The 18567-nt window shown below is 30.6% G+C and carries 25 protein-coding genes and 1 pseudogene; 7 read left to right on the forward strand and 19 right to left on the reverse strand.

Going from position 1 to position 18567, the window contains the following annotated elements; translation table 11 throughout:
* Positions 1 to 52: 52 nt before the first annotated feature.
* Positions 53 to 739: a DUF4145 domain-containing protein gene (locus BG261_RS05065; protein ID WP_070792074.1), complete on the forward strand. Its 687-nt coding sequence runs from the start codon at positions 53 to 55 to the stop codon at positions 737 to 739.
* Here the strand turns inward: BG261_RS05065 and BG261_RS11660 are convergent.
* On the reverse strand, positions 696 to 821 hold the full coding sequence (locus tag BG261_RS11660) for a hypothetical protein (protein WP_267887292.1): 126 nt from the start codon (positions 819 to 821) through the stop codon (positions 696 to 698). The two genes, BG261_RS05065 and BG261_RS11660, sit on opposite strands and share 44 nt — an antisense overlap.
* 72 nt (positions 822 to 893) lie before the next feature.
* Between BG261_RS11660 and BG261_RS05070 the strand changes: the two genes are divergently transcribed.
* Positions 894 to 1088, forward strand: coding sequence for a hypothetical protein (locus BG261_RS05070; protein ID WP_070792075.1), 195 nt, complete (start codon positions 894 to 896; stop codon positions 1086 to 1088).
* Here BG261_RS05070 and BG261_RS11665 read toward each other — a convergent pair.
* A complete protein-coding gene (locus tag BG261_RS11665; protein ID WP_267887293.1) occupies positions 1085 to 1213 on the reverse strand; it encodes a hypothetical protein in 129 nt (42 codons plus the stop codon). The genes BG261_RS05070 and BG261_RS11665 overlap by 4 nt on opposite strands.
* A gap of 32 nt (positions 1214 to 1245) precedes the next feature.
* Positions 1246 to 1491 (reverse strand): DUF739 family protein, encoded by a 246-nt coding sequence (locus BG261_RS05075; protein ID WP_070792076.1) that lies wholly within the window; start codon positions 1489 to 1491, stop codon positions 1246 to 1248.
* Between the two features lie 147 nt (positions 1492 to 1638).
* On the opposite strand from BG261_RS05075, the gene BG261_RS05080 reads away from it, so the two are divergent.
* The 3 genes from BG261_RS05080 (at position 1639) to BG261_RS05090 (ending at position 4360) form a co-directional block, all read left to right on the forward strand.
* The gene (locus BG261_RS05080; protein ID WP_070792077.1) at positions 1639 to 2424 is read left to right on the forward strand and encodes a S24 family peptidase; all 786 of its coding nucleotides are present in this window, start codon (positions 1639 to 1641) and stop codon (positions 2422 to 2424) included.
* A 143-nt stretch (positions 2425 to 2567) separates the two neighbouring features.
* Positions 2568 to 2768 (forward strand): hypothetical protein, encoded by a 201-nt coding sequence (locus BG261_RS05085; protein ID WP_070792078.1) that lies wholly within the window; start codon positions 2568 to 2570, stop codon positions 2766 to 2768.
* Positions 2769 to 2887: 119 nt separating this feature from the next.
* Entirely contained in the window at positions 2888 to 4360 is a 1473-nt protein-coding gene (locus tag BG261_RS05090) for a recombinase family protein (RefSeq protein WP_070792079.1), read from the forward strand.
* 10 nt (positions 4361 to 4370) lie between these two features.
* Here the strand turns inward: BG261_RS05090 and BG261_RS05095 are convergent.
* Positions 4371 to 4826 (reverse strand): annotated as a pseudogene (locus BG261_RS05095) (family 1 glycosylhydrolase); the annotation flags it as partial.
* 126 nt (positions 4827 to 4952) lie between these two features.
* Entirely contained in the window at positions 4953 to 5492 is a 540-nt protein-coding gene (locus tag BG261_RS05100; protein ID WP_070792081.1) for a cysteine hydrolase family protein, read from the reverse strand.
* A gap of 112 nt (positions 5493 to 5604) precedes the next feature.
* Here BG261_RS05100 and BG261_RS05105 point away from each other — a divergent pair, with 112 nt between their 5' ends.
* On the forward strand, positions 5605 to 6009 hold the full coding sequence (locus BG261_RS05105; protein WP_070792082.1) for an Lrp/AsnC family transcriptional regulator: 405 nt from the start codon (positions 5605 to 5607) through the stop codon (positions 6007 to 6009).
* 3 nt (positions 6010 to 6012) lie between these two features.
* Here BG261_RS05105 and BG261_RS05110 read toward each other — a convergent pair whose 3' ends face one another.
* The 5 genes from BG261_RS05110 to BG261_RS05130 all read right to left on the reverse strand — a co-directional run bounded on the left by BG261_RS05110 (position 6013) and on the right by BG261_RS05130 (position 9341).
* Positions 6013 to 6519, reverse strand: coding sequence for a ComE operon protein 2 (locus BG261_RS05110; RefSeq protein ID WP_070792083.1), 507 nt, complete (start codon positions 6517 to 6519; stop codon positions 6013 to 6015).
* A gap of 110 nt (positions 6520 to 6629) precedes the next feature.
* Complete coding sequence (locus BG261_RS05115; protein ID WP_070792084.1) at positions 6630 to 7484, reverse strand: aldo/keto reductase; 855 nt, start codon at positions 7482 to 7484, stop codon at positions 6630 to 6632.
* Positions 7485 to 7566: 82 nt separating this feature from the next.
* Positions 7567 to 8343, reverse strand: a complete 777-nt coding sequence (locus BG261_RS05120) for an AAC(3) family N-acetyltransferase (protein WP_070792085.1) — start codon at positions 8341 to 8343, stop codon at positions 7567 to 7569.
* A gap of 1 nt (position 8344) precedes the next feature.
* On the reverse strand, positions 8345 to 8845 hold the full coding sequence (locus BG261_RS05125) for an AAA family ATPase (protein ID WP_070792086.1): 501 nt from the start codon (positions 8843 to 8845) through the stop codon (positions 8345 to 8347).
* A gap of 55 nt (positions 8846 to 8900) precedes the next feature.
* The gene (locus BG261_RS05130) at positions 8901 to 9341 is read right to left on the reverse strand and encodes a MarR family winged helix-turn-helix transcriptional regulator (protein WP_070792087.1); all 441 of its coding nucleotides are present in this window, start codon (positions 9339 to 9341) and stop codon (positions 8901 to 8903) included.
* A gap of 73 nt (positions 9342 to 9414) precedes the next feature.
* Between BG261_RS05130 and BG261_RS05135 the strand changes: the two genes are divergently transcribed.
* Positions 9415 to 9972: an NADPH-dependent FMN reductase gene (locus BG261_RS05135; RefSeq protein WP_070792088.1), complete on the forward strand. Its 558-nt coding sequence runs from the start codon at positions 9415 to 9417 to the stop codon at positions 9970 to 9972.
* Positions 9973 to 9999: 27 nt separating this feature from the next.
* Here BG261_RS05135 and BG261_RS05140 read toward each other — a convergent pair whose 3' ends face one another.
* The 9 genes from BG261_RS05140 to BG261_RS05175 all read right to left on the reverse strand — a co-directional run bounded on the left by BG261_RS05140 (position 10000) and on the right by BG261_RS05175 (position 18541).
* Entirely contained in the window at positions 10000 to 11181 is a 1182-nt protein-coding gene (locus BG261_RS05140) for an MFS transporter (protein ID WP_070792089.1), read from the reverse strand.
* A gap of 365 nt (positions 11182 to 11546) precedes the next feature.
* The gene (locus BG261_RS05145; protein WP_070792090.1) at positions 11547 to 11906 is read right to left on the reverse strand and encodes a hypothetical protein; all 360 of its coding nucleotides are present in this window, start codon (positions 11904 to 11906) and stop codon (positions 11547 to 11549) included.
* Positions 11906 to 12844, reverse strand: a complete 939-nt coding sequence (locus BG261_RS05150; RefSeq protein WP_070792091.1) for a sensor histidine kinase — start codon at positions 12842 to 12844, stop codon at positions 11906 to 11908. The genes BG261_RS05145 and BG261_RS05150 overlap by 1 nt, the downstream gene beginning before the upstream one ends.
* A 21-nt stretch (positions 12845 to 12865) precedes the next feature.
* Positions 12866 to 13027 carry a sporulation protein Cse60 gene (locus BG261_RS11120; RefSeq protein ID WP_075201840.1) on the reverse strand — a complete coding sequence of 54 codons (162 nt, stop codon included), beginning with the start codon at positions 13025 to 13027 and terminating at the stop codon, positions 12866 to 12868.
* Between the two features lie 21 nt (positions 13028 to 13048).
* Positions 13049 to 13789, reverse strand: coding sequence for an ABC-2 transporter permease family protein (locus BG261_RS05155; protein WP_070792092.1), 741 nt, complete (start codon positions 13787 to 13789; stop codon positions 13049 to 13051).
* Position 13790: 1 nt separating this feature from the next.
* Positions 13791 to 14528: a hypothetical protein gene (locus BG261_RS05160; protein ID WP_070792093.1), complete on the reverse strand. Its 738-nt coding sequence runs from the start codon at positions 14526 to 14528 to the stop codon at positions 13791 to 13793.
* A gap of 10 nt (positions 14529 to 14538) precedes the next feature.
* Entirely contained in the window at positions 14539 to 15444 is a 906-nt protein-coding gene (locus tag BG261_RS05165) for an ATP-binding cassette domain-containing protein (RefSeq protein ID WP_070792094.1), read from the reverse strand.
* Between the two features lie 88 nt (positions 15445 to 15532).
* A complete protein-coding gene (locus BG261_RS05170) occupies positions 15533 to 16216 on the reverse strand; it encodes a response regulator transcription factor (RefSeq protein WP_070792095.1) in 684 nt (227 codons plus the stop codon).
* Between the two features lie 192 nt (positions 16217 to 16408).
* Entirely contained in the window at positions 16409 to 18541 is a 2133-nt protein-coding gene (locus tag BG261_RS05175) for an alpha-amylase family glycosyl hydrolase (RefSeq protein WP_070792096.1), read from the reverse strand.
* Positions 18542 to 18567 lie beyond the last annotated feature (26 nt).

Here is an 18567-nt window from a genome sequence, read left to right on the forward strand (position 1 = left end):
GTTATATAGATTGTTTATTTGTTATAATTAAAATAAAAATGTGAGGTACAAAATGTTACAGTCATATGAGATTAAACTTGGTTTATATAAAGATGTAATTTGTGTTGATGTGAAAGAAACTTGCCCTTTTTGCAACTTAGGAATAAAGCCCATTCATGTAACGTCAACAACATTCGAAAATATCGATAAGAAAACTGCTTTTTTATTACTTAACCAATGTCCATCATGTAAGCATCACTGGTCAGATGAATATCTTATAATTGAACCTAATGGTAATGGAACATATACTGGTTATTTAACAAATCCCAAATTATTTCTTCCAATTCCAGATGAAATTACAGAAGAGATTACAAAAGTTTCTCCTGAAGGTGTTAAAATATATACCCAAGCATTACAAGCAGAACAACTGGGATTTGATAGCTTAGTCGGTATAGGTATGAGAAAATCTATTGAATTTTTCATAAAAGACTTCTTAATATACACAAATCCCGAAAACAAAGAAAAATTTGAAAAGATTCAATTAGGGGATGCAATAAAAAATTATATCGATAATGAGGACTTAAAAGCTCTAGCAACAAGTTCAAATTGGCTTGCTAATGATGAAACACACTATGTTAAAAAATTTACTGATAAAGATATAAATGATTTGAAAAAATATATGAAGTCTTTAATTAAATATATTGATTTCCAAATTACTATTCTTGGTGCTCATGAGTTGACAAATTCAAAGAATACTTAGTATCTAGTTCATCTAGTTTTTCAGCTATATAAGTTACAGTTCTCAATATTTCATTGAGGGCTATTTTTTCTAGTTCGTTCACTCCATTCTCCTTTCTATGTCATACTCTACTTATATCTGTTATAATCTCCTTATAGAAAGGAGGTATGTTCTTATGAAAAATTATATTATTGAAAATCTTAAAAATGGTAATAAGATAATTTTAGTATTTAACAAAGAATTCAGGCGAGTTGCTATCGGTCTCGTTGATGAATTACCATCTGACGAAAATTCATTAGTTATTAAAACAAATGAATTTGATGCAATAGTCAATTTAAGTACTGTTAAATATGCTTTTATTAAAAACTAAAACAAATTAGATAACGATCTATACAATTCAGATAATGCTGACACCATATCTGGATTGTTTTTTGTTGTAGGTTCATTACAAATTTCAACTATTAAATCTTTTAATTTTGATGATACTTCTTCCATTTTTATCTCCTTTCTATGTCACGCACAATACTTCAAGTTGTTTGTTCGGTTTTCTGTACAACAGGTGTAAAAAAATATTTGCCTATTTGTGTCATAGGAATTTCTAATTTTTCTGCTATTCTCTTAATCTCCTTTTGAGTAAAGTTACCTTTATTGTTCAGTTTTAAGTTTAATGAATTCCGTGCCATATTCACTTCATCAGACAAAGTAGATTGAGAATACTTCCTATTCTTCATTCTCTCTTCTAGCTCAGTATAGTCATATACATATTTTTCCATATCTCTTCCTTTCTGTTCAGCTTTCTGTACAAGTCGAGTTTATAACTAAATAATATATTTGTCAATACATTTTGTACATTTTTCTGAACTTATTGTTGTCAATATTAAAATAGAATGCTATTATATATTCAGGAGGTGTTCAGAATTATGAACAGTTTTAAAAATAGATTGAGAGAAGCTTTAGACTTAAGAGGCTACTCTCAAGCCGAACTTAGCCGACAAACTGGCATTGGAAGAAATTCAATAAGTGATTATCTAAATGGCAAGTATGAAGCAAAACAAAATAAATTATATGCTTTAGCAAAAAGTTTAGATGTTGATGTTGCTTGGCTAATGGGCTACGATGTTCCAATTGAAATTAATTCAATTGAAGAGTCATCACCAATTGTTAATAATTCTGATTCATCAATTACTGATGATATAATAGAGGCTATTGACAAACTTTCTCATGAAAGCAAGAAAGAAGTTCTTGAATTTGCTAAATTAAAAGCTACTGAAGAGAATGAAGTATACCCAGCACCTATTCAATTCAATAACTTTAGAAAACGTCTTGATGGAGTTGTTGCAAAATCAGCTGCTGGATTTGGTTATAGTTATGATGATAATGAATTCTATTCAGTTTATACAGATCGAAATGATTTACCTGACTACGATTTCGCGACTTTTGTAACTGGAGATTCTATGGAACCTGCTTTCCATGATGGCGACGTAGTGCTTTGTAAGCAATCCTTCTCTACCCCAGAAGGCGGTATTTTTATAGTTGACTATGATGGTAAATCATTTATTAAACAAACTTGGACTGAAGATAACAAGCTTATCCTTCACTCTTTAAATCCCAAATACGAAGATAAAATACTACCTATTCCACCCGATGAATACACTTATTGGAATATCGCCGGTGAAGTGATTGATAGTTTTACACCTATAGATTAAAAGTATGAATAATAATCAATTAATTGATGAAATAAAAAAACTCTCTGACAAAGACAAAGAGGAGATTAAAAATAAAATTAAAGAATTATTAACAAAATAAAGAAACTCTGATAAAAATTATATCTAGAAAGTGATATATCAAAATGAAAATTGGAATCAGAACACCTAGCCCAAAGAAAAGCTTAAAAGCGATGACTACTGGAAAAGTTAAAAGAGCTGCAAAGAAATCTATTATCCCAGGATATGGAAAAAAAGGAACTGGCCTTTTAAAAGATCCAAAAAAAGCTACTTACAATAAAGTTTATAATAAAACTACCAAATCAATATTTGATATTTTTAAGTAAATAAAAAACGTCACTCCAACTTTGGTCGGTCCGAGTGACGTTATCTTTAAAAAACCAATAAGAAAGGCTTTTTCTGTACTCTATTTTATCATATTAGAGACAAAAAAGATAATTAATATATGATAAAGAAAATAGCAATTTATGTCCGTGTATCTACTCTTGAGCAAGCTGAACATGGATATTCAATTAATGAACAGATTGAAAAACTAAAGAAATATTGTGAGATTAGAGATTGGCATCTATATGATACATACATTGATCCTGGTTTCTCTGGTTCGAATATTGAGAGACCTTCTATAAAAAGATTAATTTCTGATTGTGAAGAAAAAAAGTTTGACACTGTTCTTGTATATAAATTAGATAGACTTTCTCGTTCACAGAAAGATACATTATATCTTATTGAAGATGTATTCTCAAAAAATAATGTTGATTTTGTCTCACTCAATGAAAATTTTGACACATCTACTTCTTTTGGAAAAGCAATGATTGGTATACTCTCAGTTTTTGCTCAACTTGAAAGAGAGCAAATAAAAGAAAGAATGCAACTTGGACGCTTAGGACGAGTTCGTTCGGGTAAGGCAGCCAGCTGGGCTGTACCTCCGTTTGGTTACACTTATAACAGAAAGACCGGCCAACTGGAGATTAATTCAGTTCAATCTAAAATTGTTGAAGACATTTTCTCAATGTATCAATCTGGGATCTCTATTTCAAAAATTGCTGATAAACTTAATATCGATGGGCACATTGCCAAAAAAAGAAAATGGAGCAGAACTAGTATAAAAAATATACTTTTAAATTCTACTTATTGCGGAATAGTCGAATATAAAGGTAATATTTTTGAAGGTAAACATGATCCAATAATTACCAAAGAAAGTTTTGAGCGAACAAAAGAGGAACTTGAAATTCGACAACCTAAACGACTAGAAGCATTAAATGTAACTAAACCATTTCAAACCAAATATATGTTGTCTGGACTCGTATTCTGTGGCTATTGCCATGCGCCTATGGATACTTTATTAGGACATGTTCGTAAGGATGGAACACAGCTAAGAAAATATCAATGTAAGAATAGATTTCCTAAAAAAACTACAACTAATAAAATTTATAATGAGGGTAAAAAATGTGATTCTGGTTATTATTTCATGGAACAATTAGAGACAACTGTAATAAATGAACTTTTAAAATTACAAAATACACCAAGTCTATTCAACTCTATTACTAGTAAAAAAAGCAAAAATAAGGAAATAAATATTCCACAAATAAAAAAAGACATCAAACTAATCGATGACAAAATAAATAAAATAACTGATTTATATATAAATAATATAATCGATTTAGAAGAATCCAAGATTAGAAATATACGTTTTCAAAAAGAAAAAGAGTTTCTCATTAATCAGCTTAACACTGACGATACAACAAAAGAAATTGAAAAATTAAAGGAATATGAAAAAATAGTTAAGGATTTCGATTTTGGCGCAGAGGATTACGATAAACAAAAAATACTTTGCAATAGATTGATAGAAAAGATATACATCTATAAAGATAAATTAAAGATTGTATGGAAATTCGAATATCTTAATAGAGTGTTTTAGACAAACTCATTTCGATGAGTTTGCGATTTCTAAATCCACCATATTCAGTTACTAAGTGGTATGGCAACTCGAAATGCGAAAGTGTGACTACTGGCTCGATTCCATTTTTCAGACATTCATCAAATAAATCATCATAAAATTTAAGTCCTTCTTCATTTGGTTCTGTTTCATCACCGTTTGGAAAAATTCTTGTCCAAGCAATTGATGTACGGAAGCACTTGAAGCCCATTTCTTTAAATAAAGCAATATCTTCCTTATATTCATGGTAAAAATCAATTGCTTCGTGATTTGGATAATATTCTCCATCAACAATTCCTTCAGTAATTGAACGGTAACTAGTAGATGAACCAACTGTCATAACGTCTGCAACACTAGGTCCTTTACCACCTTCTTGCCATCCACCTTCAAGTTGGTGAGCTGCTACTGCTCCACCCCATAAAAAATCTTTTGGAAATCCTTTTGACATCATTTTCTCCTTTTTCTTTAAAAGTTTTTCATGTGTATATTATAACATGTAAGCCCTATCTTTTGTAACAGACCTTTTCCTTAATGATATGGCAAAATAAAAAGAGTAGATATTTTTCTACTCTTTTTATTCATTAAATTCATCGTAGGTTATGACTTTCGCAAAATTTTTCAAGGAGGCCAAAAAAGATAATTGTACATATTTTGAAGATATTAATTCTTCATCAAAATATAAATCTTTTGTCGCTGTTCCATCGGCGATGAGTATAGGTTTAAGTCCTAATTCATTGCTTGCTCTAGTTGTTGAATCAACACACATATGTGTCATCATTCCACAAATTATAACTTGCTCTACTTTTAATTTTTTTAAAGTTGATAATAATTTTGTTTTATAAAAAGAATTTGGAAATTGTTTTTCTATTATTATAGAAGAATGATTAAGTAATAATCTTTCTTCCAATTCTGAACCGTGTGAATTTTTAGCAAAGAAATCAGCTTTTAAATCATTTTTTATATGTCGGATGTAAATAACAGGAAGATTAGCTTCGTAAAATTTTCGTTCCAGTTTGTTTATTATAATAAGTGCATTTTCTGTATTATTTAATTCCATTTTCCCATTTTTAAAATAATCGTTTTGAACATCAATTATTATTAAAGCTTGCTTCATATCTAATTCTCCTTTATTTGATATAATAAGTATAATTAATAAAGTAAAAATATAAAATAACCTAGTGAAAGAATTTGGATTATTTGCTTTTCACAATGAAAGAATATATAAAATGGATGACACTGATAAATTAATAATAAAAAGATTAAAAGAAGATAGTAAATTAACAAATAAAGAAATTGGAAAATTTGTTCATTTGAGCGGACAAGCTGTTGGATTACGTATTTCAAAATTAATAGAAAAAGGGATAATTGAATCTTATACAGTAAAAGAAAACTTTAAATATACTCAATTTATTAGGATCTTTATGAATTCTAACAAATTTATAGACTTTGAAAATTATATAAATAAATTTGAGAATGTGTCATCACTATATAAGACTAGTGGACAGGCTTGCTATCTAATAATTACACATTTTAGTCAAGATGAACTCCAACATTTCCTTGAAGAAATATCTAGATGGGCAAGATACACGGTGGAAAGTATGATTGAGGACAAAACAAAAAAAGAACTATAAAAATTAGTTCTTCTTAAAAAAATTCCCAAATGATATATTTTCAAAGTATTTAGGATCAAGTTTTACTTGTTCAACTTCTACACCTACATGGTCAATTAGTTCTTTGGCATATTCATTATTTTTATAATCATTTAGATAGTAAATCTTTTTGATTCCAGCTTGTAAAATTGCTTTTGTACAAGGAAGACAAGGAAAATGTGTGACATAGATTTCTGCACCATCAGTTGAGACACCTAGTTTAGCACATTGAAGTATGGCGTTTATTTCTGCGTGTATGGTGCGGATACAGTGACCATCCACAACATAACAACCTTCATCAATACAGTGACTATCCCCACTTACTGAACCATTATATCCACCAGCAAATATTCGTCTATCTTTTACAAGTGTTGCCCCTACTTCAAGACGAGTACATGTGCTACGAAGAGAAAGCAATAAGGCTTGTGCCATAAAATATTGATTCCATGGTATACGTTTGTCTTTTGTTTGATTTATGTTGTTTTCTGCCATTTCATTCTCCCATAAATTTACATGATTAAAAAGTTTTAATTAATTTTAACTTTTTTATTATGGTTTGCATAGAAAAAGTTGAAATTCTTATACGAATTTCAACTTTTTAATTATTTTCTACGTTCTTCAATAAATTTAACAAACATTTCTACTGTTTCTGGTGCTTGATGATCAAAGAATAAGCTTGATTCTTGATCAATTTTTTGAATTTCCTTCATATCTTGGTCTGATAACTCAAAATCAAAAATTGAAAAATTTTCTTCCATTCTAGATTTCTTGGTTGATTTAGCAAGTGAAACAATATCTCTTTGAAGTAACCATCTAAGAATTACTTGAGCAGCAGACTTACCATATTTTTTACCAATTGAAGTCAAAGTTTCATTATTGAAAATATCATTTCGACCTTCTCCAAATGGAGCCCAGGCTTCCATTTGAATTTCTTCTTTAAGCATATATTCTTGTGCTTTTATTTGTTGGTTGAAAGGATTGACTTCAACTTGATTGACTTGCGGAACTACGCTATTAAAAGCTGCAATATCTGCTAATCTATCAGGAGCAAAATTACTAACACCGATTGCTCTAATTTTGCCTTCCTTATATAATTTTTCAAGTTCATGGTAAGCAGCATAATAATCTGAAAAAGGTTGATGTAAAAGGACTAAATCAATGTAATCTACTTTTAATCTTCTCATTGAATCTAAAATTGACTGTCTTGTTATACCTTGTCCATAATTATCAATCCAAACTTTGGTTGTTAGGAAAATTTCTTCCCTTGGAACTTTTGTTTCAGCAAGGGCATATCCAACTTCTTTTTCATTAAAATATGACTGAGCAGTATCTATTAGTCTATACCCTACTTCTAATGCATCAAGAACTGCTTGTTTACAATCTTCTTTTGGAATTTGATATACACCAAATCCTGCCATTGGCATTTCAATCCCATTGTTTAATTTTGCATATTCCATGTTTCTTCCTCCGTTGTCAGTTTACATATCTACACAGTATATAATACTCCCTAACAATATTTGGTCAAATTATTACTACGAATCATTTCCTATTTTCTTCAATCCAACTTACTGCAAAATCTATTAGTTCTCTTTGATTCATACATTTTACAATAGCATCGCCAATTTTTGTTTGATTAACAGAATGTTCTTTTTCAAAAGCATTCCCAATTTGAGTAAAGTCATCACCATCCACAACAAGTGTCTCATAATCAATCCATTGTCTTTTACCATTTTTAGTTATTACACTGCTATTTACTTCCGTTTTCTTACTTGGATAGTCTGCTAGTTCATCCGCCAAATGGATTGAGGTATTTTTATCATAGTTCACCCCAAGCAAAATTATCTTCCCATTTAACTCATATAATTTTCCTAAAGGAGAGGTCTTTCCGAAAATATCACTTAAATCATGATTTTCTATCAAATACTCTGCATTCATACCATTTGCAGAAAAAGAGCGTGCTGGATGATCGCTCCTAAAAGTTCCAGGCCAAGTACGAAACATTTCTGCAACTAGCCCCATTGTGTTTGTTGGAGTTATATACTTATCATAAGCGGGCAAATTTTCTCTTAAAATATCCCAATCAACTCTCTCTACTTCGTAATGAACGCCAGAATTAGGATCAAGATTTTTCCAACTCTGTGTTGGCATTAAAACTGTACCATTACCACCTACAGTTTCAAGCAGAGCCTCTATTACTGTCTGAGCACCACCACAAATATAGCCCATTTTACTCATTGAAGTATGTACGATTACATTATCACCTTTTCTTAATCCTAGTTCTTCAAAATGTTTAAGCAAATCAATCTTGGTTATCATTTTAATCACCTTTTGTATTTCGAATTATTAACTGCAAAACCTCATCCTGATCCTGATTTTCAGTTATTGTAATTTCTCCAAGAAAATGCAGTCTGTCTTGTTCTAACCACCATGACTTCATTTCTTTTTCGCCAAATTCTTTTGATTTATCTCGTCCACTATGCCGTTTGAGAGTTTCTTCAAATGAAATATCGAAATAAAAGGATGAAACATTTCCGTTAAATAAGTCATATAATTCTTCAAACATCTGTTTATATCTGGCTGTTGAAAAGATACCTTCAATAATCACATATTCAAAATTTTTGTTGCCATATTTTGCCATTTCAAATATTAAAGCAAGCGAAGGATTATTTGGTAAATCATCGACTGCTAAGATTTCTCTTCTTACCATATCCTGTGATATTAACATAGCACTTCCTTTTGGTAAGGATAACAGTAATTTTTTAGCAGTTGTAGTCTTGCCACTTGCTGAATTTCCTTTTAAAATTATGAGTTTTGACATTATTTTACTCCTATCTGAAGTTTAAATTCGTTCTGTCACTTCGTTGTCCATGAAACTACTCTTCTCTTGCTGTATTTACTGAATCTACAAGTAATTCTAATGATTGTTTTATTTGCTCAAGTTGATCGTCTTCTAAATTTGCGAATGCTTTATTTAGTGCCTTTTCTCTTTCTTCTATTATTTGCTGATAAATTTTTTGCCCAGTTTTAGATAAGCTAATTTCTCTAACTCGCATATCTTCCTGAGATTCTCGTGAAATTAGCAATCCTTCTTTCTCAAATTTATCAATTTGTCTACTCACTGAAGAATGGTTCTTCCCTAATTGTCCAGCTAGTTGACCAACAGTGGTTTTACCCATCTTTCCAATTCTCATAATAATTGGCATAAGATTAGGACTTTCTTTAATCTTTAAATTCTTTAATAGTATATTGTCGTTCTTCGGGTCGTTAAAAAAGTTTACTAGTTCAAATAGTAAATCAAATATCTGATTGTTCATACTTGTTATTATATCACTTTAATGATATTATTTAAGTGCAAGTTGCACATAAATTGAAAATGGAGATAATAATATGACTAACAAAAAAATCGGAATTATTTTAGGTACTAATAGACCAAAAAGAATTGGGCTGGATATTGCCAATTGGGTTCAATCAACGATGAAACATGAAAAACTTCAATTAGATATAATTGATTTAGCGAAAGTAAACTTACCTTTTTTAGACGAACTAGATATACCTGCCCATAGAAATTACCAAAACCAACACACAAAGGATTGGAGTGAGTTAATCAAATCTTATGATGGTTTTGTACTATTGTTCCCACAATATAATTGGGGCTACCCAGCAGTTTTGAAGAATGCTCTTGACTATTTATATAGTGAATGGGATAAAAAACCTGTTAGTATAATGGTTTATGGTGGTCATGGTGGCTTCCAAGGTTTGATATCTATGAAGTTGGTTACTCAAGGGTTGGGAATGTATAATATGTCAGTTAACCCGCCACTATCAATCTCACAAAAAATGTTTGACGAAGATGGAAAATTTATTGATATCGATAAGTCTTTTGAAATGATAAGACCTCAAGTTGAAATGGTTTCCCAAGAATTTGTAAATCTATTGGAGATATAAAAAAACAGCATTCGCTGTTTTTTTATATTAACTTCTATTCTTTCTTATCCTCTCACAAATAATAACACCTACAAACATGACAACTCCAAAAATCCCGTAAGACTTACTATAACCTAATCTATCTACTCCGTATCCAAACGCTGGATCTCCTATTGTAAAAAATGCATTATCCAAAAGACTTGAAATAGAAAGCATAGTTGTTCTATTCTTCGAATCAATAATAGCGTTAATTTTTTCCGCAATGATCGGTTGAACAAAATCATCAAATGCGGCAACTACAGATATCACAATTATCCAATAATAGAGTCCATCAATTAATAGCAAAAGTGTAAGTATAGCTGTAGTTAAAAGGGTTATTATCATAAAAGTTTTCTCTTTAAATATATTTAAAATATATTCTCGATTTCTTAGAAGAATTATCGAAAGAACTTTTGAACCTGCAATTATAAAACCTGTATATTTTAGTTCTAATCCGTGAGAAATCAAAATTGGCGATGTAAATTGATCCAAATTACTTGCTAACAAAATCATTAACGAAGAAAAAAGTGAAAGGAAAATAAAAGTTTTATATTTAGTAAAAATAGAAGATTTTAGAATGCCAAAACTACTAAATTCTGTGAGACTATCTTCTCCTTCTTCTTTATAAATATCCGATTCTTTGATAAAAAAGACTGATAAAAAAATTATGAAATAGATTGCAATACTAATAATATAAATTAGGTGTTTATTCATTTGGTAAAGATAAGTGGCTATGATAGAAATGAATATTGAAATAAAGATTGTTCGAGATGAGTTTTTGGATAGAATTTCAGAATACTCATTTTCTTTTCCATATTTTTTGAGACTATCGTATAAAATCGATGAGTCAGTTCCACTTATAAAACAAGTAGCAATAGAAAATATTATTTCTGAGATCATGATTGTGGTAAAGGTTTTACCCAGACAGAGAATTATTATAAAAATAAGATTTAAGAAATAACCAATTACTAGATTCTTCCTTCTCCCCAATCTATCCGCAAATACTCCTAATGGAACTTCCATGATTGCAATTACTATACTTCCTATACTATTTAATATACCAACTTCAAAGAAAGATAAGCCTTTTGACAGGTATATCAATATGATAACTGGCCATAGTACTATCATTGATTTCATTATTCTAGTAAAATTTATAATCTTGACATTATCAAGCTTTTCTCTAAAAAACATTGTTTTCTCCAATTCTAGTCTACAAGAGACTCATGCCATTTTTATTTAATGGTAGTTAATAACTAATCTGGATCTAACATTGTTTTATGTTTTAGTAAATTTTGTAAGGTAAGCAAAAAGAACCCACTACTAGTCGGCTCTTAATTTACAATTATAAACAAAGTGTTTACTAACACTTATAATTATATTGATTAATTTTTAGGCAGAATAGCATGGTAAAAACATATGTTAGATTTATCTAACACACGCCGACATAACAAAATTGTATTTGTAAATCGGAAGTAAACCATTGCCTTTCTCCTTCTCTTATTTATTTCATAATATCAACACTGTAAATACATGTCAATGTTTTTTTATTTTTTCATTTATTTATTGCTATCATTCTCAATCCTAATATATGAAAATACTAAAAGTAGAGTCACAAGCAGCCCTCCAATTCTTGACCACCAAATATTAATTGGCATTTTTTCTAAAATATTTCTACTTACAAATGTTCCTATGCCAACAGAAATTAAAATTCCAAAAGTACCTATTCCTACTTTACTCTTTATACTTTCATCATACTTAAAGTATAAAAATGCTCCAAAGAGTGCAACAAGTAGTCCTCCAATTCTTGACCACCAAATATCTATTGGCATCTTTTCTAAAATATTTCTACCTACAAATATCCCTATCCAAACACCAACCATAATTCCAAGAACATGTTTTTCAACTTTCTTATCCATTACCTAGTCTCCTTAGCATTCCCTGAAAATAAGGGAAAATCAACTTCAATTTTAAATTCATTTCCAAGTAAACTTGCCTTGATTTCACCACCAGATGACTGTACAAGTTGTTTAGCAATATAAAGTCCTAAACCGTTTTGTCCATCAGATCTACTCTTGTCTGCGGTATAAGTCCTATCAAAAATCTGTGAAATATCACCCTCACTAATTTTATCGGTATCGTTAGAAAAAACCACGCGCAACTTATCTCCCATAACCATCGAACTAATATTCAAATAAGAACTCGCATAACGCAAAGAATTTTGAATGAGATTAAGAATAACCCTCTCAACCGACTTCCTATCTGCCCAAATATCATTTGAAAAATTTTCTTCGTTAACTACATCAACTTTAATATTCTTTTCTTCAAAATCCTGATGAAACATAAAAAGCAGTTCGAAGAATACCATTGAGAAATCTAGTTTTTCTAATTTTATCTGTTCATCTAATGAATCAATTTTTGACATATCGTAAAATAAATTCACAGTTGAAAGCAAATTATCAATTTTCTTTTGAATAATATCCAAATACTCAGCTTTCTTTTCTTCAGACAAATTATTTTCTGCTGAAAGCAGTGCAGAGAACCCTTTGATAGAAGTTAATGGTGTTCTAAAATCGTGTGAAATATTGGTAATTTCCTCTTTTAATTTGAGATTATTCCTGCGAGAAATTCTTTGCTCTTCCTTATATACCTTGATAATTTCATTAATCTGTGAAGCTAAGAGGTTCAAATCTTTATCATTAAGACCAACTTTCAGCAAGCTATTTGATTCAAGGTCTTTTTTCATATCATCAAGTTGTTGATTCAAGCTAACAACTTCTTTTTTATAGATGAAAAACTTAGCAATAATCACTGCTATTATCAATATTAAAACTATAATTATCGCTAGCTTAATCATCCTCTTCTCCTTCTTTTATAATCACAATTCTTTATAAATAATCATGGCTGAATAACCATAAATATTGGAAGAAAATTTAATATTTATGACCTCAAAATTATTTTCTTCTAAACCACTAATAAATTCATTTATTCTTCTATCTAGCCTTTTTTCACTAAGACCAATAAACGTTTTAACTCTCATTTTAAATCTCCTTATTATATTCTATATATCTTTTTTGTTGAATGACCTCATACCAACTAGGTATGAAACTACTGAAATTATTATGCCAACAATCCATGGCACTATCATCAAATAACTACTTCCATCATAAAACCGAGCAAAATTCTCAGCATACAATGTTGAAGGAAAGTAGCTAAAAATTGATAGATTTATATCTAGTGCGCTAATAAATTTATTAGCTATTTTTATTATTGATGGTAAAAATCCAATTAAAATAAGTACCAAGGTAGGATTCCCTGCATTAATTAATAAAGCATATCCAAATACCACCATACTAATAACTAGTGGAACAACATTAATAATAGAGATTAGATAGTTCCTAAATAAAGTATCACTTGTTGGTAAGGTAACTTGAGTAAGAGTACTCACACAGAAAATACTTACAAGACAAAGTACTACAAAGAAAATCAGACCAATCGCTAATTTACCAAAATATATGGAATTTCTTTTTGTTCCAAAAGAGATAGTATTTTTAAGATAATTATTCTTATTCTCGGTCAATAGAGCAACTATCAATAGTCCAATAAATGATTCTAAATATGGTGAATAGATGATAAAACCGTAAATGTGCCTTGCATTACCGTATGGAAATCCTTCAACATTCTTAAATTGATTAAGAATCATCAAGTAAAGTAACGGAATCAATACGGCTACCAAGGCGATAATATAGAAAGAAACTTTTCTTAGCAAAAGAAATTTTTCACTGCGCATATAATTTATCATGTTAAATATCCTTCCTCTCAAAAATCTTCAAGCTCAAAGTCAAAGCAATAAAAATTATCAATACAGATACCCATAATGCTCTATAGTCGTAGCTTGCAGATTTACTTGACTCCATCAAATTCTGGATATTTGAAATTAATATATCTGGAAAAAAGTTAAATATTTTAACATTCAAATCAAATAATGAAGAAAGCTTGATTAATGCCTTTCCTAAACCCCCATAAAATATTAAAACAGTTATTAGTGTATAAATTTCATTTACTCCTAAAATATTCATGCAATAGACAATTGTAAGTGCACTAATAAGGAGAGGTAGAATTTCCAGAGCAGCAATAATTTGAAGTTTCAAATCAAAATCCGCAGATGTTGCTACTGACATGATAATCAAAGTTGTTGATATTAGTATTAATAGATAAATCAAAATAAAAGAGCTTAGGACGACAATATATTTTGCCCAAAAGATATCTTTACGACTTATCCCATAAGCAACCGAATTTTTTAATATTTTCAGTTCCTTACCAGTCAATAACCCACTTAGAAGAACTGCAAAAATTATTGCAAGAATTGGAGTCGCAAGAAATGTACCGTAATATTGAAGCTGCCTTTGATTTGGATCTTTAATAATAGAAGCAATGCTTAATAATACAAGGTTTACTAAAAGCAATGCTCCACCAAGAAATATGTAAAAGCTTTTCTTGTGTAAGATATTATAAATCTCACTCTTGAGGTAATCTTTCATTGTAAATTCCTCAATTTTCTACTAATTTTAAGAAATAATCTTCAAGGGAGATATTTTCTACTGCAAGTTCCTTGACCTCAACTCCATTTTTCATTAAGAGCTGATTTAAGCTAGCACTTTCTTCCAAATGATTTTCTACTCGAATCCAATCTCCTTCTAAAACTGTAAGGACAATATCTGGAAAACTTTCTTCTAAGCTTTGTAGTGCCTTTGAGGGATTATTAACTTGAATTTTAATCTGTTTGCGGCATTTTTCATCAAGCTCTTTTTTAGATATATCTTCGACAATTTTACCTTTGTTTATAAATATGAAGCGGTTAGAAACTAACTGCAATTCAGATAAAATATGACTAGAAATTAAGATGGTCAATCCTTCTTCCTCGTTTAAACGTAACATTAAACGTCTAATTTCATTAATTCCTTCTGCATCTAAACCATTGGTTGGTTCATCAAGAACTAAGCAGTCTGGGCTAGCAAGTAAAGCAAGTGCCAGACCCAAACGTTGTTTCATTCCCATTGAGAACTGTTTGAACTTTTTCTTACCCGTATTCTCTAAGTCAACGATATGTAAGACTTCATCAATTCTCTTTTTTTCAACAACTCCCCTTTGAATACGAAAATATTCAAGATTTTGTTTGGCTGTAAAATTATCAATAAATGCTGGCTCTTCAATCATGAATCCAATTCTCTGACGACCTTTTGAAAGTTCATTTTTCGAAAAACCAAAGAGTTCCATTTCTCCGTTGGTTGGAAGTACCTGCCCTGAAAGCATCTTAAATAGAGTGGACTTCCCTGCACCATTTTTCCCAATCAAAGCACATATATCACCTGAATTAATATCAAGATTAACCGAGTCAATCGCCTTAACTTCCTTATAAGTTTTGTCTAAATTAACAGTTTTTATAACTTTACTCATTGAAATCTCCTTTTCTTTCCTTATGAGCTTATTTTATCTAAGAAAATCTTAAATAGCTTTAAACAAAACATAAAGATTTCATAAAGTTTTAGACCATGATAAAGCCAACACCCCAGACGGTTTTGATGTATTCGTCACTATTTATCTGCCCCAGCTTCTTGCGAAGGTTGGAAACATGGACGCTTACAGTATTGTCATCGCCATAATAAGGGCCATCCCAAACATTTTCATAGATTTCTTTCTTGCTAAAGGCATGTTCCGGCTGTCTCATAAAGAGGGCTAAAATATCAAATTCAGCATTTGTTAAAGATAAAGTTTTTCCCTGTAAACTCGCTTCCCTTTTTTCTGTATCCATCTGTAAATCTCGCCAGTGAATTAGCTTCTTACCCTTTGGAGAAATGCTTGCTCCGTGCCTTATTTGTACCTCAACTCGACCTAGTACTTCCTCACTATTGAATGGTTTAGTGATATAATCATCTGCACCAAGGCGTAAAACTTTGACCTTTTCTGCAATGTCTTGTTTTGCTGAAATAACCATAACAGGAGTTTGATTTCCACTAGCTCTTATCTTTTCAAGCAATTCCTCACCAGTCATTCCTGGTAGCATTAAGTCAAGCAAAATAAGGTTATAATCACTATTTTCAATCCTCAATATTCCCTCACTACCAGAATATGCTGATGTAACCTGATAATTTTCCTGTTCCAAAATACTCTTTAATAATAAATTTATTTCTTGGTCATCTTCTATTACTAAAATACTTTTCTTTTCCATTTTCTATCCTTTTAATTTATTATTTTAAGTATATTATAGCAAAAGATTAAGCAATTGATTTTATTTATCTATTTTTACAAATTAGCCAAATAAAATACAGCTCTTACATTATAGTAAGAACTGTAAAATTTATTAATTAATATTTTTTAACTATGTTTATTTATGACTAATTTTTTCTTTTAATTAAAAACTTTATTTGTCTTTAATATAAAGTGTTGCAGCTTTATCACCTGTTTTTATTACATATGAATTACTAGTCCACAATATATTTCCTTGACCATCTTTTTTAACTAATCTACATGTAATGGTTTTATTAACTGGTAAATTTACATCATAGAACCAATTTGGATATTTTGCAATCGATTCAGTACCATTAAAAATCGGACCAACAGCATCTTCAAGCTTATTCATTCCAAGTTCTGCAACATCACCAACTATATAAAGCTCTTCACCCAAGTTAGTATTAAAATTATTTACCATTAATCTAACAGGAATTTGCTTATCAGAAAGGATTTCAAAGTTATTAAATGTATTACTTAATGCTCCGTTAGAGTTTCTTATAGCAATGTTCTGATATCCAACTAATCCATCAGGAACATTAACTTTTATCAGTGTATCTGTCCATAAAGTTACATTTGCTGCAGTATTTCCAAAAAGAACTTGACCAGTTTGTGCTCCGAAAGCTTGTCCTGAAATAGAAATTTCATTTCCCGAAATCCCAATTGAAGCTCCCACATTACCAATTTGTGGTTCTGTGGATTTATTTTCAACTGTCCAAACAGCTGTTTGACCTGCTTTTAATTCATATGATCCAACTTTACCACTCTTATCAATCGTTAATTGTCCACCACCCATCAAACCGTCCAGTTTATCTTTATAGATACCTGTAGGTAGGCTAGTTAAAGTTCCACCTATATTAAAGTTTTGAGACTGACTTTTATTAACAGCAACAATAGCAACGTCATTTCCAAACTTACGTTCGTAAACAATAACATCATTATTTACCCAACGTTCTTCGGTGCCACCATATGCTAGAGCCTGATTTTGCTTCCTAAGAGGCGCTAGTTTACTGATAATCTTGTATGCCTTTGTAGTATTGTTGAAACTTGGTATATCACCTCTATTTTGTGGATCTTCCCCACCTTTTGCATATTGCTCTGATCCATAATATAGATTAGGAACTCCTCTAGATGTAAGGAGTAATGCATATGCTTGATTCAATGCCGTATCGTTTCCATTTGTTATTGTTGAAAAACGTGGCATATCATGATTATCAATGAATGTTACTTGATCTGAAACTTCATTGTATTCTGATTCTGTTGCTTTCAATACAGAATAAAAATCACCCATTGTGTATGACGGATTGGTATACAGACTTCTAACAGAATTTGCAAATCTAAAGTCAAGAAGACTCATTCCACTTGTATTTACAAATTTATTCATATCTGCTTCACCAGAGGTTCCACCAGCAAACCATTCTCCAAAAACAAAAACATTATTTTTTTCGTAAATGTCACTTAACCAATTTTTCTGCCAACCAAGCGACATATGTTTCACTGCATCAACTCTTATACCATCAATACCCATACCAAGCCATTTTTGGATTGACTCTTTCATATAAGTATCAACTGTGGGATTAACATTATTAAGGTCTGCCAATCCATACATTGAGTGATAAATTCCATTTTCATATGTTGAAAAGTCAGTCCAAGGCTCATGATTAAATAAATTATTTGGATCATTTCTTAAACTTCCAAGTTTTACACCATCTTTATAAAGTGCTCCGTCATCAGGAAATTGCAGGTTTCCATATTCTGCAGTCGATGTATGGTTAGGAGCAAAATCAATTACAACTTTGATTCCTTTTGAATGAGCAGTATCCACCATATTTTTAAAATCATCAAAAGTTCCAAAATGACTATTCGTCTTAAAAAAGTCTCTTCCCCAATATCCATGATAAGCAGCACTTCCATTTGATGGATCAATTAAATCTAGATTTTCAACTGGTGATGATACCCAAATCGCTGATATTCCCATTCCAGTTAAATATCCATCATTAATCTTATCAGTGACACCTTGCCAATCACCTCCGTGATATTTTCTTGGATTTGATGGATCATATACATCGGAAGAACCATTGTTACCAGCGTTCCCATCCTTGAATCTATCCGTCAGGATTTGATAGATTGTATCTGTTGAAAAATCGGCCTTATTACTTACACCTGAATTTTCACTTGCACTTACTCCAGGACCTAAAAGTCCTAGAGTAAGAATTGTAGCAAGTGAGAATAAGGCTTTTTTAGTCCTATTTTTTATTCTAAGCATCGCTTCTCCTTATTTATAATTAAAAA

The sequence above is a fragment of the Floricoccus tropicus genome, from assembly GCF_001832905.1.
Lineage (GTDB): Bacteria > Bacillota > Bacilli > Lactobacillales > Streptococcaceae > Floricoccus > Floricoccus tropicus.

Bases quoted from the DNA above. Each gene is read 5' to 3' on its own strand.
- BG261_RS05075 (WP_070792076.1), bottom strand. From the start codon at position 1,491: ATGGAAAAATATGTATATGACTATACTGAGCTAGAAGAGAGAATGAAG.
- BG261_RS05120 (WP_070792085.1), bottom strand. From the start codon at position 8,343: ATGATAACCAAGATTGATTTGCTTAAACATTTTGAAGAACTAGGATTA.
- BG261_RS05070 (WP_070792075.1), top strand. From the start codon at position 894: ATGAAAAATTATATTATTGAAAATCTTAAAAATGGTAATAAGATAATT.
- BG261_RS05085 (WP_070792078.1), top strand. From the start codon at position 2,568: ATGAAAATTGGAATCAGAACACCTAGCCCAAAGAAAAGCTTAAAAGCG.
- BG261_RS05110 (WP_070792083.1), bottom strand. From the start codon at position 6,519: ATGGCAGAAAACAACATAAATCAAACAAAAGACAAACGTATACCATGG.
- BG261_RS05135 (WP_070792088.1), top strand. From the start codon at position 9,415: ATGACTAACAAAAAAATCGGAATTATTTTAGGTACTAATAGACCAAAA.
- BG261_RS05125 (WP_070792086.1), bottom strand. From the start codon at position 8,845: ATGTCAAAACTCATAATTTTAAAAGGAAATTCAGCAAGTGGCAAGACT.
- BG261_RS05115 (WP_070792084.1), bottom strand. From the start codon at position 7,484: ATGGAATATGCAAAATTAAACAATGGGATTGAAATGCCAATGGCAGGA.
- BG261_RS05170 (WP_070792095.1), bottom strand. From the start codon at position 16,216: ATGGAAAAGAAAAGTATTTTAGTAATAGAAGATGACCAAGAAATAAAT.
- BG261_RS05155 (WP_070792092.1), bottom strand. From the start codon at position 13,789: ATGATAAATTATATGCGCAGTGAAAAATTTCTTTTGCTAAGAAAAGTT.
- BG261_RS05100 (WP_070792081.1), bottom strand. From the start codon at position 5,492: ATGAAGCAAGCTTTAATAATAATTGATGTTCAAAACGATTATTTTAAA.
- BG261_RS05160 (WP_070792093.1), bottom strand. From the start codon at position 14,528: ATGAAAGATTACCTCAAGAGTGAGATTTATAATATCTTACACAAGAAA.
- BG261_RS05090 (WP_070792079.1), top strand. From the start codon at position 2,888: ATGATAAAGAAAATAGCAATTTATGTCCGTGTATCTACTCTTGAGCAA.
- BG261_RS05145 (WP_070792090.1), bottom strand. From the start codon at position 11,906: ATGGATAAGAAAGTTGAAAAACATGTTCTTGGAATTATGGTTGGTGTT.
- BG261_RS05150 (WP_070792091.1), bottom strand. From the start codon at position 12,844: ATGATTAAGCTAGCGATAATTATAGTTTTAATATTGATAATAGCAGTG.
- BG261_RS05105 (WP_070792082.1), top strand. From the start codon at position 5,605: ATGGATGACACTGATAAATTAATAATAAAAAGATTAAAAGAAGATAGT.
- BG261_RS11665 (WP_267887293.1), bottom strand. From the start codon at position 1,213: ATGGAAGAAGTATCATCAAAATTAAAAGATTTAATAGTTGAAATTTGT.
- BG261_RS05065 (WP_070792074.1), top strand. From the start codon at position 53: ATGTTACAGTCATATGAGATTAAACTTGGTTTATATAAAGATGTAATT.
- BG261_RS05140 (WP_070792089.1), bottom strand. From the start codon at position 11,181: ATGTTTTTTAGAGAAAAGCTTGATAATGTCAAGATTATAAATTTTACT.
- BG261_RS05175 (WP_070792096.1), bottom strand. From the start codon at position 18,541: ATGCTTAGAATAAAAAATAGGACTAAAAAAGCCTTATTCTCACTTGCT.
- BG261_RS05130 (WP_070792087.1), bottom strand. From the start codon at position 9,341: ATGAACAATCAGATATTTGATTTACTATTTGAACTAGTAAACTTTTTT.
- BG261_RS05165 (WP_070792094.1), bottom strand. From the start codon at position 15,444: ATGAGTAAAGTTATAAAAACTGTTAATTTAGACAAAACTTATAAGGAA.
- BG261_RS11120 (WP_075201840.1), bottom strand. From the start codon at position 13,027: ATGAGAGTTAAAACGTTTATTGGTCTTAGTGAAAAAAGGCTAGATAGA.
- BG261_RS05080 (WP_070792077.1), top strand. From the start codon at position 1,639: ATGAACAGTTTTAAAAATAGATTGAGAGAAGCTTTAGACTTAAGAGGC.